We start from the raw sequence: 18,623 nt of genomic DNA on the forward strand, positions 1-18,623 counted from the left end.
CTATTACTGCCCGTTGCAAAGAGATCTTCAACATGGACGTTCGCCAGTACGCCTTCCTCGCGCATCAGCCTTCTGCTGCCGTAAAAAAACGCGAGTCTTTCCTCGGCATGCCCAAGCGCGGGCTGGCGTTTCTCTTGGCGAACGTCATGTTCTGGCAACCGATGTGGGCGCAGGCCGACGGCATTGTCGTGGCCACCCCCAATACCTCGCTGGATCGCGCCGGCAATGGCGTGCCGATCATCAATATCGCCACGCCCAATGCCAGCGGTCTGTCGCACAACCAGTTCCACGACTACAACGTCGGTGCGCAGGGGCTGATCCTCAACAACGGCTCGACGCAGAATAATCTGACCCAGCTGGGCGGGCACATCATCGACAACCCGAACCTGAAAAACAGCGGTTCGGCACAGGCGATTCTCAACGAAGTCATCAGCGGCAACCCGAGCCAGTTGCGCGGTTACACCGAAGTGGCGGGGCAGTCGGCGCGGGTGATTGTCGCCAACCCGTATGGCATCACCTGCAACGGTTGCGGTTTTATCAACTCGCCACGGGTGACCTTGACCACCGGCAAACCGGTGCTCGACAACGGTCGGCTGGACCGTTTTCAGGTTGATCAGGGTTCGGTGGCCATCGAGGGCGCGGGCCTTAACGCCACCAACGTTGACCGCTTTGAAATCATCACCCGCAGCGCAAAGATCAACGCCGAGATTCAGGCGCAGAACCTGACGATTGTCGCCGGGCGCAACGACGTCAATGCACAGACTTTGAACGCCACTGCACGCGCCGATGACGGCAGCGGCAAACCGCAACTGGCCATCGACTCTTCGGCGCTTGGTGGTATGTACGCTGGCGCGATCAAACTGGTCGGCACCGAGGCCGGGGTCGGGGTGAAACTGGCGGGCAATCTGGCCGCCAGTGGCGGTGATATCCAGATCGACGCCAAAGGCCAACTGACGATGGCGCAAGCTTCGGCGGCCAACGCGATCAACGTCAAAGCCGCCAGCCTCGATGCACAAGGCCCTGTCTACGCTGGCACCGAACTGAACGTGCAGACCCAGGGCAATCTTGCAAACCGCCAGACCTTGGCAGCTCGCGATGGCATCAGCCTCAGTGCCGGCGGCGAGTTGATCAACGCCGGCATCATCGAAGCCGGGGTCAATGTCGATAACAGTCGCAACAACGCAGGCGATGTGAGCATCAATGCGCAAAGTGTCGGCAACACCGGCAAAAGCGTCATCGCCAGCCGCAACCTGACAGTCACCGCGGCGCAATCCCTGAGCAATCAGGGCGGCACGCTGAGCGGGCAGGCAACGCGCGTCACCACGGCGACGCTGGATAACCGCAACAATGGCCGGGTGCTGAGCAGCGGCACGCTCGATCTGAACGCAAGCCAAGTGCTCAACAACAAGGGATTGATCAACGCCAGTGGATCGCTCAAAGCGACTGTCGGTCAGATGAACAACAACAGTGGCGAGCTGTCGGGCCTGGCCGATGTCACCCTGCGTATGGCGTCGCTGGACAACGTCGCAGGGCTGGTGAACGCCGGCACTTCCCTGAACATCGATGCCACAGGCGCGGTGAACAATCAGGGCGGCAAACTGACCTCGCCCGGCAGCCTTACGCTCAAGGCCGGCAACGTCGACAACAGTAACAAGGGCCGGATCGCCAGCAACAAGGCGTTGACGGCCAGTGTCACGCGCCTCGATCAAAACAATGGCGGCGAACTTACCAGCGACACTTCGCTGTCTCTGGATCTGAATCACGGCGCGCTGAACAACCAGAGTGGATTGATCAACGCTCCACTGCTGGTGCTGAAAAAACTGCAAAAGGTCGACAACCGCGAAGGCGAAATTTCCAGCGCCCAGGCGTTTACATTCGCTGCCACCAGCCTGGACAACAGCAACGGAAAACTGCTGAGCAATCAGGTGCTGACCCTGCGCGTGCAGCAGGCTTTGGTCAACCTCAAAGGCACGATTGCCGCCGCCAGCATCGATGCCAGGGCCGGCAGCCTGAACAACAATGGCGGCACGCTTACCAGCCAGACCAATCTGCGGCTGGGCGTTGACGGGCAACTCGACAATCAGGACGCCGGCCTGATCAATGCGACCGGCAAACTCGACATCGGCGCCGCCAATCTGAATAACCAGAACGGCGGCTCGCTGCTCGGCAGCGCCATTGCCATAGACTTTGGCAGTGCACTTGGCGACCTCAATAACGCCAAAGGTCTGATCACCACCAAAGGCTTGTTGACCCTCGATAACCTGCGCGATCTTAACAACCAGAATGGTGAACTCTCCAGCAACCTGAGCTATGCGCTCACAGCGCGCAATCTGGACAACAGCGACGGCAAGCTCTTCAGTCGTGAGGGACTGGATCTGACGGCGACCAGTACCCGCAACCTCAACGGTCTGATCTCCGGCTGGCAGCACCTCAGCTTGCGCGGTGGCAGCCTCGACAACCGTAACCACGGTACTTTGTCGAGCCGCGACGGCGACCTGCTGGTGGATCTCACCGGTGACATCCAGAACAGCAACACCGGTGCGCTGGTCAGCAAAGGCACCTTGAACGTCACGGCGGCCAGTCTCGATAACTCTGACAAAGGCGTGCTCTCCAGCGAAGGTGGCCAGACGCTGGTCATCGCTGGCAGCCTGAACAACGCGCAGGGTGGTTTGATCGACAGTGGTGTCAGTCTGGATATCCAGGCCGGTTCCCTGAACAACACCAACGCTACCGTCAATGCAAAACAGGACATTCGCTTCACCGGGACGGATCTGGACAACAGCGAAGGCGTGCTGGCGGCCGATGCAGCCATCACCCTCAACCTGCTCGGCACGCTGACCAACACCCGAGGCCAGTTGGTTAGCGCCGGCCCGCTGGTTATCGAACGCGCTGCGCAGATCAACAACCAGGGCGGCAAACTGCTCAGTCAAGCGCTGCTGACCTTGTCCACCGTTGGTCTCGACAACCGCAACGGTGGTCGTGTCGCCGCCAATGACACGTTGACGCTGACCGCCAATGGCGCTGTGCAAAACGGCAATGACGGCCTGATCTACAGCGATACCGCTGATCTGACGTTGACGGCCGCCAGCCTCGACAACCAACAAGGCTCGCTGCAAAGCGAGGGTGCGCTGACGGCCAGCGTTGGCGGCGCCATTGATAACCGGGGCGGTCGTGTGGTCGCCAAGTCTGGCGTTCTCGCTATCACGGCGGCCAGCCTCGACAGTCGTGGCGGTGTGCTGTCCAGCCTGAAAAAAACCTTCAGCGCGCAAGTCTCCGGGGTACTGCGCAACGGGCAGGGCGGGGTGATTCAAGCGCAAGGCCTGACCCTCAAAGCCTTGGCCGGCCTCTATAACGACGGTGGCCGCATCACCGCGCAGAACGGCGATGCGATCATCGATAGCGGTCCGTCCGGCAACGTCGATAACCGCAATGGCAGCCTCATTGCGCTGGAGCGTGTCAGCGTTACCGGTAACGACTTCTACAACAATGGCAGCGCCGACAGCCTCGTCGGTGGCAAACAGGTCGACCTCAGCCTGCGCGGCCTTCTCAATAACCGCAAAGGCATTATCGAAAGCGCCAGCACGCTGGGCGTCACCGCTGGCAGCGTCGACAACCAGACCGGGCAACTGCGTGCATTGGGCAGCACTGGTAAAACCGCGTTCAGCATGGGTGGCGCATTCGATAACCGGAGCGGCACCGTCGAAAGTGCCAACAGCGATTTCATCCTTGGCGCGGGTGCCTTGCTCAATGCTGGCGGCAACATTCTGCATGTCGGCAGCGGGATTTTCGATATTGCCACCGGGCAACTCGGCAGCGCGGGCGGCAGCTTCGTTACCCGTGGCGGGCTCACCTTGGCGGCGGATAGCTGGACCAACAGCAGCCTGATTCAGGCGGATCGCCTGACGGTCAATATCAACAGTCTGAATCAAACAGCGAGCGGGCAACTGCTGGCGGTGAACAAGCTGACCGGCAATGGCGGCAACTGGAACAATGACGGGTTGATTGCCAGTGATGGCAGCCTCGATCTCACGCTGGGCGGCACCTACTCTGGCGCTGGTCGGGTCAGCAGTCTCGGTGACCTCGGTCTGAGTGCCGCGCAGCTTATTCTGGGCACTGCATCCAGTGTCGGTGGTGGTGGCAATACCACGATCAACGTCGGTGGACTGCTCAGCAATGGCGGTCGCCTGACCTCGGCTGGTGATATGACGCTGGCGGCCGGCAACATCGCCAACAGCGGCACCCTGGGGGCTGCGAAGAACCTGACATTGACGGCGGGTGCGCTTCGCAACGAGCGTGGATTGATCTTCAGCGGCGAAGCCATGCAACTGCTGACGCCCACCTTCACCAACAGTTATGGCCAGGTCTACAGCCTCGGCAGCCTGTTGATCGCCAGGGACAAAAACAAGACGTTGGCCGATCTGCTGGACAACCGTTCCGGCTCGATTGAAAGCTCCGGCGAAATGACGTTGGCCGCTGCCACAGTCAACAATGTGATGGACGTCCTGAAGTATTCCGATCATGAGAAGAGCGGGGCAACCATTACCGAATTGTCTTGCGCGCTGATTGCTGGACCTGGCTGTGATTTTCGTAGTGGCGGCCGCAGAAACGGCCTGTGGATCGTCGATGAAGTCGATCGCCTGAAAGTCGGTGAGCACTCTGAAGCCGCATCGATCAACAGCGGCGCCGGCCTGACGATCAATGGCGGTCAGGTGAACAACACCAGCAGCTTGATCACGGCTTCCGGTGACATCAGGATCACGGCGTCGTCGATCACCAATCAGGGGGTCCAGGAACAGGAAATCAAGACGACCCGCAAGTTCGTCAGTTGGGTCGACCAGACCGCTTCGGCGATCAGACTGGCCGCGATATTCCGAGCCAATAACCCGACACCGTCGGCCACCTATGAACAGGATTTGAGTAACTTCCTGGGGTTGATGGGGGAGAAATTTCAGCCCGTGACCACGGTCACCAACGGGCAGTCGCTGGACGCCATTATCCAGGCGGGTGGCAACATCACCCTCGATGCGACGAACAAAATCGATAACAGCGTCGTACGCCCTTACTACGCTTATGTTACCGGCGGTAAGACCACCACCAATACCGGCGTTGGCAGTGGTTATTCAACACAAGTGCGGATCAATCCGCAGCTGCCGCCGGATCTGGCACAACAACAGGTAGACCCGATCGATTTGCCAGGCTTCAGCCTGCCCACCGGCCAGAATGGGTTGTTCCGTCTGAGTGGCGTGGGCAGCAGCGATCCGGTTGCAACCGGTCCGCAAAGCTGGACCCTCAGCGGCGGTAAAGTCACCGCCGGGGCAACGTCCACTGCGCTGACCATCAATCGTGTTCAGGGCTTGCCCAGCAATGCCGGAAAATCCCAGCCGCACAAATACCTGATCGAAACCAACCCTGTGCTCACCGACCTCAAGCAATTCATGAGTTCGGACTATTTGCTGCAGAACCTCGGTTACGACCCTGACCAGAGCGCCAAGCGTCTGGGCGATGGCCTGTTCGAACAAAAACTGGTCCAACAAGCCGTCGTTGCGCGTACGGGCCAGCGTTTCATTGACGGGCAGACCTCCGACGAAGCCGTCTACAAACGCCTGATGGACAACGCCATCGCCAGCAAAACTGCGCTGAATCTCAGCGTCGGCGTCAACCTGACGGCGCAACAAGTCGCTGCACTGACCCATGACATCGTCTGGCTCGAAGAGCGCGTAGTGAATGGCGAAAAAGTGCTGGTACCGGTGCTGTACCTGGCCAACGCCAACAATCGCCTCGCCGCCAATGGTTCCCTGATCCAGGGCAATGACGTTACGTTGATCGCCGGGGAAAACCTGGAGAACTCCGGGACGTTGCGCGCAAGCCAGAACCTCGATGCCACGGCGAAAAAGGATCTGGTCAGCAGTGGTCTGGTCGAGGCAGGCAACCTGTTGAAACTGACCGCTACCAATGACCTGACGAACAAGGCCGGCGGGATCATTTCCGGTCGTGATGTCACGCTGGAAAGCAAAAACGGGGACGTCATCAACGAGCGCACCGTGACGACCCACACCAGCAGCGGTGCGCGTCATGAGGAACGTGCAGATTTCGTCGACAGCGCTTCACGCATCGAAGCCGCTAATGCTTTGGTCATCAACGCCGGACGCGACATCGACAACACCGGCAGCGTACTGAAAAGCGGCGGCGATATCACGTTGACCGCCAAACGCGATGTGCTGATCGATTCAGCCGAGCAGAAATCGGCTTACAACGACGCCAATCACATCAATACCTCGGTGACACAGTATGGATCTGAGGTGAATGCCGGCGGCGCATTGAAGGTCACGGCGCAGCGCGACATCAACGTTGTTGCGAGTCAGGTCGAGGCCAAAGGCGATGTCGATCTCAATGCCAAACGTGATCTGACGATCTCTTCCGCGGCCAACGAAACCCATGCCAGCGGCTGGAACAAGAAGTTCCGCGCCGAAGAGGATCATGTCAGTCAGCAGTCGAGCGTCATCAAGTCTGGAGGCAACCTGACCCTCAATGCCGACAAGGACCTGAATCTGGTCGCCAGCCACGTCAAATCGGCGGGTGAAGCTTACATCTATGCCGGTGATGACCTGAATCTGGTGACGGCCGATAACATCGATCACTCGTTCTATACCAAGACCAAAAAAGGTGACTTCGGCAAGAAAAAATCGACCATGACCGAAAGCGAAAGCATCGCGTCAGTCAGCTCGAGCATTGAGGCCGGTAGCAAACTGGTGATGTCGGCCGGGCAGGACATTAATGCCGAAGGCGCCAAGGTCAAATCTGACGGTTCGTTGCTGGCAACTGCCGGCCGCGACATCAACCTGATGGCGGCCGAGGACTACGCCAGTCAATCCAGCGCCTCGTCGAAGAAAGGCTGGTCGTCGAGCAAATCGAGCAGCGCTGAAGTCACCCAGACCCACCTGAACAGTACCGAGTGGGTGGCCAAGAGCATGGAGCTCAAGTCCGACAACGACATCACGCTGAGCGCGGCGTCCTTGCGTGCCGAGGATGAAATCAAGCTGACGGCGGCCAATAACGTATTCATCGGTGCAGCCCAGGAAACGCAGACCTCCAGCCAGTCGCAAAGCTCAAGCAAGACCGGGGCGAATCTGACGGGTTACTTGTCGAACACGCAGAAGTCGCAGAGCGGCCAGCAAAGCTCCACACAAAGCATCGGCAGCGACATCAGCGCCGGTAGCCTGCAAATCAAGAGTGGCCAGGACACCGTCATTGAAGGCAGCACTCTGGTGGCCGACAAGAACATCACGATCAATGCCGGGCGCAATCTGGAGGTCATCAGCGCTGAAAGTACGTCCACTGCCGGATCGTCGTCCGGCAGCAAAAAGGTCGGTGAAATCGGTACCTGGTGGCAGGGCGCGACGGGGATCGTCAAAACCAAGGAAGGTGAGCAAAGCACCGTCACACGCCAGTCGGGTAGCCAGATCGCTTCGTTGGGCGGCAACATTTCGTTGACTGCCGGGGATCATTACACCCAGACCGCCAGCCAGTTGGTGGCGCCGGTCGGCGACATCGATATTGCGGCCAGGCACGTTGATATCGGTGAAGGTTACGACACCCTCAGCGCCACCAAAACCGCCAGCACCAACCGTACGGCGGTGGGTGGCACGGTGAGCATTCCGTTGCTTGATGCCTTGCGTGGCATCCAGCAAATGGGTGAAGCGGCCGAGAAGACGACTGATGGCCGGATGCTTGCACTGGCTGCCGTCAACGCGGCAATGAGTGCCGACCAGGCACTGGACGCCGGCCAGTCGATGATGCAAAACCCTCTGGGTGGGGTGAAAGTCAGCGTCAATCTGAGCAACAGCCAAAGCCAGATGAACAGCAGCCAGAGCGGCAGTAACGTCGTCGGCAGCGGCGTGATGGCGGGCGGCAACATCAATATCGTCGCCAAAGGTGCGGGGGCGGACAGCAACATCAATGTGGTCGGCAGTCGTATCGAAGGCGGCGGTAATGTTTCGCTTGATGCCACTGGAGCGATCAATCTGCTGTCGGCGCAAAACACAGCGCATCAGGAAAGCAGCAACAGCAACAGCGGCTGGAGTGTCGGGGTCGGCTTCGGCTTTGGTGAACAGAACGGTTTCACCCTCGATCTGGCAGCCAACAAAGGTCGCGGCAATAGCGATGGTGATGACGTCACGCACACCAACACCTCGGTCAAGTCCGGTGGCACGCTAAGCCTGAAAAGCGGTGGTGACACCAACATCAAAGGCGCGACCGCCAGCGGTGAAACGGTCAAGGTCAAGGTCGGCGGCGACCTCAACATCGAGAGCCTGCAGGACACCAGCACCTACACCTCGAAACAGTCGAGCGCCAACGTCGGCGTCAGCGTCTGCGTACCGCCATTCTGTGTCGGCAACAGCAGTGTCAGCGGTGGTGTTTCCCAGCAGAACATGAACAGCGAATACGCCAGTGTCTCCGAGCAGTCGGGCATCAAAGCGGGCAATGGCGGCTTCCAGGTTGAAGTGGCGGGCAATACCGATCTGGTCGGTGCTGTCATTGCCAGCACTGACAAGGCCGTGGCTGACGGCAAGAACACCTTGAGCACCGGCACACTCACCACGTCGGATGTGAAAAACAAGGCTGAGTACGACGCCAGCAGTATCAATCTGAGTGGTGGTTATGGCTTCGACGCTGGCAAGGGTGGCACTTCGAACGGTGCGAACTCGAACACTCGGGGCGGGCCTGTCAACTCGGTCAAAGAAGGGGCGAACGCTTCAACGCCGATCGTCCTGTTTGCCAGTGGCAGCTCCAGCAGCACAACCTACAGCGGTATCAGTGGGGCTGCCGTCACTATTACCAACGAGGCCAAGCAGCAAGAGCTGACCGGGAAAACCGTTGAGCAAACCATCGCGGCAATCAACACCGATGTGTCCAGCGATCGTGATGGCAGCAACAAGCTCAAGCCGATTTTCGATGCGCAAGAAATCGGTGTGAATTTTGAAATCGTCGGCAAGTTCGTTCAGAACGTTTCGCAGTTTATTGAGAACCGGGCGAAAGAGGCTGACGACAAAAAGAAACAGGCTGATAACGAGCTACTGGCCGCGCACGACCCACGATTGACCAAGGAGCAGCAGGATGCTCACAAAGTCAGGTACCAGGAGCTTAAGCAAGAGATAAAGGACATTGGTGAAAACTGGGGGCCTGAAGGCACCTATCGCCAGATCGCGACCGCACTGGTCGCTGGCGTGAGCGGCGGCGTAACGGGCAGCAGCGCCCAGTTCGCGCAGAACATGGTGGTCAATTACGTTCAGCAGCAAGGCTCGGCTTACATCGGCAAACTGGTCTTGAAGGGCTTGAAAGAAGGCAGTCCGGTTCACGCGGGTCTGCACGCAATTCTAGGATGTGCCGGTGCTGCTGCCAGCAACCAGAGTTGCTCGGCGGGCGCGCTCGGTGGGGCGGCGTCCAGTGTATTGACGGCATTGTTTGCCGACCCCGACCCTGATGAAACAGCGACGGATAGAGAAAACAAGCGCAACCTTTTGACGGCATTGGTCGCGGGTATTGCCGCGATGACCAATCCGAACGGCGCGGCAACGGCGACCAACGCCGCGATTGCCAACGTCGATAACAATTGGTTGGCCACCCAGCAGGAAGTCCAGCGGGATAAGGAGCTTGCTGCCGAGACTGACCTGTACAAGAAAATGATGATCTCGATGAACTGGGAGCTCATTTCGTTACGTCAGGACGGGTTGACAGGGGTCGGAATTGTTGACGGCTTCAAGGATGGCATGGCGGGAGCTGGGCGCGATGCACTGGATGGTGCTGCACAGTTCATGCGACATCCAAAGGAAGGCGTGGATGCCATGATCGAATTCGCGTCTTCAACCGAGGGGATATCCATCCTCGGCGATGAACTGTCGAAGTCGTTCTCTGCGCAGCTCAAAGAAATGAACAAGGCGCTTGAGGAAGGCGGTGATGCCAACGCCTTTAATCTCGGCAGACAGATGGGGCAGGCTGTTGCACTGGTGGTCAGCACTGTGGCAGGCGGTGGTACGAGTGCAGCGAAGAGCGCGGCTGTCCTGTCCAGGATGGGGTTTGATCTTTCAGTTAGAGCCATCAAAAAAATAGGGTCATCGTTTGATATCGGTACCGTCAAGGATTGGGTTAAGAATTCGAAGAAGAAGACTGTGCCGGATGGCACTCATGATGGTGCAGGGGGAGGCGGGGGCGCTGGTACTCCAGATGCAACTATTCCATATGCGCCACCAGGGACACAGATTTTCCAAGGCCAGGCCCCGGTATGTGGGCCGGCTTGCGCCGCAATGGTAATAACTGATAAAACAGGGAAGTCAGTTAGTCTGGAAAGCGCTATTGGTAGTTTCGTAAATGGTATAAGGGAGTCTGGTGTTAATACCTTGGAGCTGGCGGATGTAATATCCAATGCGGGGGTTAAAAATACAGTCAATTTGTCAATGTTTCCAGAGCAGCTTAATAAGGCGTTGCAGGAAGGTTTGAGTGTCATCATACAAGTTCCTGCTGGTGCGCAAAGGCACTTCCTTATTGTTGATGGTGTTAAAACTGTAGAAGGTGTTAGTTATTATATGACGCGCGATTCAGTTGCTGGGCCTCGCGGTGTTCTTCAAAGGATTTTGGAAGGTGCCATGACAGGTGGTGTTAACGCTATTGTGATTGGGAAATGATAATGAATATTGGTGATTTTGTTGACTTGCAAGGGTGGTTGGTAATTATAGATTATAGGTTGTTCCTTATTCCGGAGAACTACTCGGAAAATTATGAGGAAGGTGACCGGTATGAGATTTCAAAGCCGGAGATAATATTTGCTGTTGCAGAGCTGATTCTCCCGCTTGCTGGGGGGAAGAGCTTTATATTCCATAAGTCAAAATTATCGGGGGTCGTGGTGGGCAGCTCTCCGATAAGAATAGATCCAGTAACTCTGTCTGTTGAAGAGAGAGGGCGCGGGTTTTTGTCCATAAACGTTGCAAATGACTCTTTAGATAAATACAGGGAGCAATATAAGACGTTTCTTGAAAAGGGGCGTTCTGTTAATTCTGATGACTGGTTGGACTATTTTTAGGAAACCAGGAAACAGAAAAAACACCTGGCAAAACAGATCCGTCTCTAGGGGTTCATTTCGGTTTTCCAAGCCTGAGTTTCGAGAGCGCTCATGTACCTGAAGCATACTTTGCCAGAAATAGGGCAGTGGTTCCACGCAGTTAGTGATGTCGGTTCTGGTGGGCGGATAATGAGGTGGATCACTTTTGAATAAAGCGTGTTTTGTCTCGTGTTCTCCAGAAACGAAATTCGACTAAAGTTTCGAAGTGTCGAGTTTTCGTGATAAATGGGGCTGTTTCAGGAGTCGGTGATTGACGATGACGATTTGACGTTGAAGAATTTGGCATTAGCTTCTACGTTCCGGACATTGCTGATGACGAGCAAGTGTTAGTCAGTACGTTGTACATCAACTTGCGTGCCGCCAATGGTCCCAGCCTTTTTTGCCTAAAGCAAAAGATCGCAGCCTTCGGCAGCTCCTACACATACCCCTTGGAGTTGCCGAAGGCTGCGATCTTTTGCTTTTACTTCGGATAAAGCGGCGGCAACCCACTGTCACCCACCGGATCCTGCACCCGTTCCGCCGCCGGAATAGTCCGTATCGCCCGCCACAAATCCTCACCCTGCCAATGCTGCCCCGTCTCGCTGTACAGCGCACCATTCAACCCATCCAGCGCATCCGACAACGGCACAAACCGCGCCGCCATGTCCGCCAGCGTCTCCGGCTGCTGCCGCGCCCACGCATCCAGTGCCTGCCGCGTGGCCTGCGGATCATTCGCCTGACTCGCCCGCTTGATGTCATCCATCAACGTGCGCGGGCTCGGCCCGGTTTGTGCTGCGCGATGCACCGCCGGTTGCCAGCGTGCGCGCCACCACAGGCCGAAGCCGAGGAGGGTGGTGCAGGCGAGGATCAGGGTGCTGAGTTTCCACCACCACAACACATCGTTATCGACGATGCTCGGCTGCAGGTTGCCGGTCGGGGTGTCGACTTGCAGGCTGGGGTTGTTGGCCACTTGCAGCGTGCGTGCCGGCAGGCTGCTGTGTTCAAGGTGATCTTCGAAGGTGTTCCACCAGACCACGTCCACGGTCGGCAATTCGATGGCGCCGCTGCGACTCGGCACCAAGGCTTCGCGCTCTTCGCGGCTGCCGACAATGCCCCGGTCAGTGCTCTGGTTGCTCAGCACCGGTTGATCGGGGTAGCGGCGCAGGCCGTTGACGTCGGTAGCGGGCAGCGCCGGCAGTTGCGAGGCGGCCAGGCCTTCGACTTTAAGCGTCAGGCTGCGGGTCAGGGAGTCGCCGACCTGACTGTGTTCCGGTTCCGGGTTCCAGCTTTCGCTCAGGCTCAGGCTGCGCGCGGGCAGCCAGGGCGCGTCGATCGGGTAGGTCAGGGGTTTGGGTTTGACCGTCAGCGGGATTTCGGAGGAACTCACGCGCATCAGTTTGCCCGGTTTCGGCCCCTGCGCATTGGCGTCCTGAGACGGCTGCGTATCGACCAGTGTTGCGCTGAAGGTCTGCGGCGTAATGGTCAGCAAACCGCTGTGCTGCGGGTAGATTGCGTAGCGCATTTCGATCACGCCATGGCGCACACCGTTGAGGTCCTTTTCGTAGGTGCGCGTGTCGCCGAGCTGCTCGATGCGCGCATCGGCAATTTGCAGGGGCGTCAGGCTGCTGTCGTCGTACAGTGACACCGAATGGTAGATGCGCAACGTCAGGATCACCTGCGCCTGCACGTAGACGCTCGACTGGTCGAGGCTGGCCTCGATGAACACCGGATCAAGGCTGTTCTTGTTTTCGCGGGTGTCGCTTTCGACCACTTGCACGGTGATCGGCTGGCTCTGCGCGTCGCCCAGTTGCAGCGGCGGGATCACCACGCTGCCGTTCTCTTTCGGCAGCAGGGTGATGATCCAGCGCGTGGTCGCGCGGTTGTCGCCATTGAGGGTGTTGAGCTGGTTGACCTGCCGCGTGCCGCGCACTTCGAACAACGCTTCCAGTGCGGTAAGGTCGGGTTTGCCGAACTGGGTGACGTCGCTGGTTTCGAGGGTGAGTTCGACCGTCTCGCCGGAGTTCAGGCGACTGCGATCCACGCTGGCCGTCAACTCGGCCGCCTGGGCGGGGGCCGTGCAGAGCAGCAGGGGCAGCAAGAGAGCGGTGAAGCGGGTCATCGAGTGTTTTCCTGATCCTGATGTTGTTGCTGTTCGTACCAGAATTTGCGTCGCAGCAGTTCGCCCGGGTTATCCGGGATCTTGCCCAGCCATTGCTCCAGTGCCTGACGTTGCTCGCCTTGGAGGTTGTCTTCACTCGGGCGCAGGGTCGGCACGGTGTCCGTCTGTTCTTCCTCGTCGCTGCCCGGCACTTCATTGGGGCCCGGCTGCGGCGGCGTGGTCGGTGGCGGTTCGCTGGCCGATTCGGTCGGTTGCGCGTCGCTCTGGGTTTCACTTTTTACCGCCGGTGGCGGTGTGGTCGCGGGCGGTGGTTCGTCGCCGGGCAGACTCTGTTCGGCCGGTTTGTTTTCCGGTTCGGCGGGCGGCGGCGTGGTTTTCTGCTTGAGCAGATTTTCCACCAGCGTTTTGTTGGTCTGCGCCGGACGTAAATCCGGTTGCTGTTCCAGCGCCTGCTCATAGGCATCGATTGCCGCTTCCAGCTCACCGCTTTTCGCCAGCGCGTTGCCACGATTGTAGTGGGCGCGGGCATCGCTGCCCTCGGCGAAACGCTGAGCGGCGCCACTGTAGTCGCCGGCCTCGTACAACGCCACCCCTTGCCACTGGTGATCTTCGAAATGCTGCGCGGCCTCGGCCGGGCGCTTCTGTTTGAGCAGGTGCAGGCCCTGTTGATCGGGGCGCAGCCACAAATCCTCAAAGTCAAAAGCGTAGCTCGGCTGTGGCAGGCAAAACAGCAACGGCAGGCAGAACAACCAGCCGCGGCGCCCGGCGCAGGCAGCGAGCAACAACAGCGGCAACAGCAGCCAGTAACCCTGATCGGCCCAGGTATCGAGGCGTACGGTCTGGCCGTCGTCGCGCAGGCTGCGTGGACCGTTGAGCAGGCCGAGCGCGCCGAGATCAGCCTCGTCGAGACGGGCAGGGTGGTATTCGCCAGCGACGCTGTTGAGGAAAGCCGCGAGGCCCGGACTGTCGAGTTGCGGCACGCGAATCGCGCCTTGTTCGTCCTTGAGGAAACTGCCGTCCTCCTGAGCGATTGGTGCGCCTTCAGCGGTGCCGATGCCGAGCATCAACAGTTGCGTCGATTGCCCGTTGAGGGCGCGGCGAATGCCTTGGCGTTCTTCTTCATCAAGCGACGAGCCGATCAGCAGAATCCGCCCCTGACCGAGCGCACCCTGTTTCAGCAGGGCCAGCGCTTTACTCACGGCCAGATCGGCGCGATGACCGCTTTCTGGCATTAACGAAGGCTTGAGCGCATCAAGCAAATTGCGACTGGTCGCTAGATCATCCGACAGCGGCACCAGCGTGTGGGCGCTGCCGGCGTAAACGACGATGGCGGTCTGCGCATCGCTGCGCGCCTGCAGCAGGTCGAACAGCTTGCGCCGCGCCTGTTCCAGTCGCGTCGGCGGCGAATCGGTGGCGAGCATTTCCGGGGTCAGTTCCAGCACCACCACCAAGGGATCAGCGGGTTTCTGGCTGGTCTGTTCGACGCGCTCCCAACTCGGCCCGAGCAGCGCCAGAATCGTTAGCAACCACGCAACACCGAGGGCGATCCATGGCAGTTTGCTGTCGCGACCATTGCCGCCGCTGAGCAGGGTGGCATGAAACGCCGGCGGCAGAATCATCTGCCAGCGCCCGGCGCGTTTCTGCCGGTGCCAGAGTTGCCAGATCAGCCAGCCCAGCAGCGGCAGCAACAGCAACCACCACGGACGGAACCAGTGCGGCCAGAGCGCAATCATCGGCGCCTCCGCAGACGCAGGCGCTTGAGACGCTCGCGCCAGTCAGGCAGCGGACTTTGCAGATACAGCTCCTTGGTGAACAGCCGTTGCAGCGGGTTGTCCGGCCACAATTCACGGGCGACCAGCAACAGACTCAACCACAGCGCCAGCGCCAAAGGCCAGTGATACAAAGCCTGTGCCGGGCGCGCCTGAGTCGGTTGCTGGGTGACCGGCTCGAGCTGGTCGAGTGTGTCTTTGATCGCTTGCAGTTCTTTGCCGTCGTGAGCACGGAAATATTGCCCACCAGTGACTTCGGCGATGGCTTTGAGCGCTGGCTCGTCGAGGTCCAGGCTCGGATTGACGCCGAGCAGGCCGGTTGAGCCGCTGTCCTCGGGATTGGCGCCAATCCCGATCGGATAGATTTTTACGCCTTCGCTGGCGGCCAGTTTTGCCGCTGTCAGCGGATCGATTTCGCCGCCGTTGTTGGCACCGTCGGTGACCAGAATCAGCACACGACTTTGCGCCGGGCGCATGCGCAGGCGTTTTAGCGCCAGACCGATGGCATCGCCAATCGCGGTGTTCTTGCCGGCAATGCCGATGCGCGCTTCGTCGAGCCAGACGCGCACGGTGTGGCGATCAAAGGTCAGCGGCGCTTGCAGATAGGCCTGACTGCCAAACAGGATCAGGCCGACACGGTCGCCATCGCGGCTTTCGAGGAAATCACCGAGCAGATGCTGAACCAAGGTGAGACGACTGACCTCTTCGTCCTGCCATTGCATATCAGGGAAATCCATCGAGCCGGACACGTCTACCGCGACCAGCAGATCACGCCCACTGGCGGCAATCGGCAGTGGTTCGCCGAGCCATTGCGGGCGCGCGGCGGCGGTCAGCAGCAACAGCCACAAGAGCATGAACGGCGCTTGTTGACGCCAGGCGGGCAGGTTGGCGCGGGCGCGACGGCGGGCGAGGCCTTCCAGATCGGCGAGAAAGCTGACTTTCAACGCGGGTTCGCCGCTGTCCGCCACCGGCAAGACCAGACGCATCAGCCACGGCAGTGGCACCAGCACGAAGATCCACGGCCAGGCGAATTCAAACATGTTTGCGAATCCACGTGTCGACCGCTTGGGTCAGGCCGGCGATGGCTTTGTCGTCGAGTTTGCATTCCGGTTTGTAGGCGCCTTCAACCAGCACCATCCAGCGCGTCAGGCCCGCCGCCGGGCAACGATTATCGAGAAAGGCCAGCCATTTACGCCCGTTGAGGGTGTGGCTCTGGCTGTAGGGATAGTGGTTGCGGCACAGGCGTTTGAGCAGGCCGTTGAGTTGCTGCAGCCAGGCGCCGGCCGGCGCGCCGTCGTAGGGTTTGGGCATTTGTGCGAGTTCAGCGAGGGCGGCGATGCGCACCGGGTCGAGCGGCTGTTCGGCGCGCACGATCGGGCGTTTCTTCATGGGAATGAAGCGGCGCAGCTTCCACGCCGCGAAACCTAGCAGAGGCAATAACAACAGCAACAGCCACCAGCCCGGCGCCGGTGGCCAGAAGGCAATCGGTGGCGGCGAGATCAGCGGTTGCAGTTGTTCGAGGCCGTTCATCGACCTTTCCCCGGACGCTGCGGATTGAGGAACTCGCGCATCTGCTCGACCATTTCACTTTGCGTACTCAGCGGCATCAGCAATACCCGCAGCTTCTGCGCAAGCAATTCCCAGCGCGCGATGCGTGCTTCGGCCTGGGCGCGATAGGTCTGGCGCAGATCGAAGTTGAGCGTGTCGAGTTCAAGCTGCGCGCCACGTTCGGCGAACCGTAGAAGGCCGGCGGCGGGCAGTGCGTGATCAAGGGGATCGGACAGCGGCAGCATCAGCAGATCGCAATGGCGTGACAGCAGACTCAGTTGCTGCTCGGCGCTGTCGGACAGTGCGCGCTCATCGCAGATGACAATCACCAGACTCCCCGGGCGCAGTACCTCGCGGGCACGGCGCAAGGCCACGCCAAACGCATCGCGATCCGGCTCACGCTCGCTGTGCAGCGACTGATTGACCTTGACCAGACGATTGAGCAATTGCAGCAGGCTCTGTTTGCTGCGCCGTGGCTTGATTTCGTAGTGCTCGTTGTCGCCGAACACCAGGCCGCCAACCCGGTCGTTGTGACCGAGCGCGGCCCAACCGATCAACGCCGCCGCTTGCGCCGCCAGCACCGATTTGAACATCAGCCCCGAACCGAAGAACAGCCGCGTGCTTTGCTCGACCATGATGAAAATCGGCCGCTCACGTTCTTCATGGAACAGCTTGGTGTGCGGCTCTTGCGTACGTGCGGTCACACGCCAGTCGATGGTGCGCACATCGTCGCCGGCCTGATAAACCCGCACTTGATCGAAGTCGACGCCACGGCCACGGAATTTCGAGTGATGCAGGCCGATCAGCGGGCTGCGCTGGCTCGGCGTGGAAAACAGCTGCACTTCACGCACGCGGTGGCGCATCTCGATCAGCTCGGCGAGGCTGACGCGGATGCCCGGTTCGGACGGCAGGGGGGCGTTCATGGGGGTCAAGCGACGGCTACGACGTCGAGAATCCGCTGCACCACCCGATCCTGATCGATGCCGGCGGCTTCGGCTTCAAACGACAGAATGATGCGGTGACGCAACACATCGAACAGCACCGCTTGAATGTCTTCCGGGCTGACGAAATCACGACCGGCCAGCCAGGCGTGGGCGCGGGCGCAACGGTCGAGGGCAATCGAACCGCGCGGGCTGGCGCCGTAGGCGATCCACTCGGCCATTTCCGGGTCGAACTTGGCCGGGTTGCGCGTGGCCATGACCAGTTGCACGAGGTATTCCTCCACGGCGTCGGCCATGTACAGACCGAGGATTTCCTTGCGTGCGGCGAAGATTGCCTGCTGGCTGACGCGGCGCTCGGGTTTGGTTTCGCCGTTCAACGCTTCGCCACGGGCCTGCTGGAGGATTCGGCGTTCGACAGCGGCGTCCGGGAAACCGATTTTCACGTGCATCAGGAAACGGTCGAGCTGCGCTTCCGGCAGCGGGTAAGTGCCTTCCTGCTCGATCGGGTTCTGCGTGGCCATCACCAGAAACAGCGGCGACAGCTCATAGGTGCTGCGCCCGACACTGACCTGACGTTCGGCCATGGCTTCGAGCAGCGCCGATTGCACCTTGGCCGGGGCGCGGTTGATTTCGTCCGCCAGCACCAGGTTGTGGAAGATCGGCCCTTGCTGGAACACGAAACTGCCGGTTTCCGGGCGATAGATCTCGGTGCCGGTGATGTCGGCCGGCAGCAGGTCGGGGGTGAACTGGATGCGATGGAACTGGGCTTCGATGCCCTCGGCGAGTTCTTTGATCGCTTTGGTCTTGGCCAGACCCGGAGCGCCCTCGACCAGCATGTGGCCGTCGGCGAGCAGGGCGATGAGCAAACGCTCGATGAGTTTTTCCTGGCCGAGAATCTGCGTTGAAAGAAAGGTTCGCAGCGCGAGCAGCGCTTCACGATGTTCCATCGGTGACTGTTCCTGGAAAGGGGTGGCCACAGGCGTTCGGATAACGTCGGGGCTGGGGGCGTTACTTTAATCCATCGCGGGGGGTGGCGACTAACGGCATTTTGCGCAAAGTGCGGGAAATGACTGGGGGATTTGTTGGATTTTTGTAGCCAGGGAGTATTGAGGTGGCAGTTCTGGCCTCATCGCTGGCAAGCCAGCTCCCACAGT

General features: G+C 59.6%; 8 protein-coding genes. 2 read left to right on the forward strand and 6 right to left on the reverse strand.

Annotated features, from left to right (window positions below):
* Positions 1–32 precede the first annotated feature (32 nt).
* Together ACZ0A4_RS07080 and ACZ0A4_RS07085 are read left to right on the forward strand one after the other, a co-directional pair.
* Entirely contained in the window at positions 33–10,679 is a 10,647-nt protein-coding gene (locus ACZ0A4_RS07080; protein WP_463573776.1) for a hemagglutinin repeat-containing protein, read from the forward strand.
* Positions 10,680–10,681: 2 nt separating this feature from the next.
* Positions 10,682–11,074: a hypothetical protein gene (locus ACZ0A4_RS07085; RefSeq protein ID WP_141128592.1), complete on the forward strand. Its 393-nt coding sequence runs from the start codon at positions 10,682–10,684 to the stop codon at positions 11,072–11,074.
* Positions 11,075–11,573: 499 nt separating this feature from the next.
* On the opposite strand, the gene ACZ0A4_RS07090 is transcribed toward ACZ0A4_RS07085, so the two are convergent.
* Genes ACZ0A4_RS07090 through ACZ0A4_RS07115 form a run of 6 tightly spaced genes read right to left on the reverse strand, consistent with a single transcriptional unit; the run spans position 11,574 to position 18,416 of the window.
* Positions 11,574–13,211: a BatD family protein gene (locus ACZ0A4_RS07090; RefSeq protein ID WP_463573778.1), complete on the reverse strand. Its 1,638-nt coding sequence runs from the start codon at positions 13,209–13,211 to the stop codon at positions 11,574–11,576.
* Positions 13,208–14,944 (reverse strand): vWA domain-containing protein, encoded by a 1,737-nt coding sequence (locus ACZ0A4_RS07095; protein WP_463573780.1) that lies wholly within the window; start codon positions 14,942–14,944, stop codon positions 13,208–13,210. Before ACZ0A4_RS07095 ends, ACZ0A4_RS07090 begins: the two co-directional genes overlap by 4 nt.
* Positions 14,941–16,020: a vWA domain-containing protein gene (locus ACZ0A4_RS07100; protein ID WP_007950106.1), complete on the reverse strand. Its 1,080-nt coding sequence runs from the start codon at positions 16,018–16,020 to the stop codon at positions 14,941–14,943. Before ACZ0A4_RS07100 ends, ACZ0A4_RS07095 begins: the two co-directional genes overlap by 4 nt.
* Entirely contained in the window at positions 16,013–16,510 is a 498-nt protein-coding gene (locus ACZ0A4_RS07105; protein WP_064119837.1) for a DUF4381 domain-containing protein, read from the reverse strand. Before ACZ0A4_RS07105 ends, ACZ0A4_RS07100 begins: the two co-directional genes overlap by 8 nt.
* Positions 16,507–17,451 carry a DUF58 domain-containing protein gene (locus ACZ0A4_RS07110; protein WP_103305775.1) on the reverse strand — a complete coding sequence of 315 codons (945 nt, stop codon included), beginning with the start codon at positions 17,449–17,451 and terminating at the stop codon, positions 16,507–16,509. Before ACZ0A4_RS07110 ends, ACZ0A4_RS07105 begins: the two co-directional genes overlap by 4 nt.
* Before the next feature lie 5 nt (positions 17,452–17,456).
* A complete protein-coding gene (locus ACZ0A4_RS07115) occupies positions 17,457–18,416 on the reverse strand; it encodes an AAA family ATPase (protein WP_007913915.1) in 960 nt (319 codons plus the stop codon).
* Positions 18,417–18,623 lie beyond the last annotated feature (207 nt).

The organism is Pseudomonas sp. AC172 (assembly GCF_979258595.1).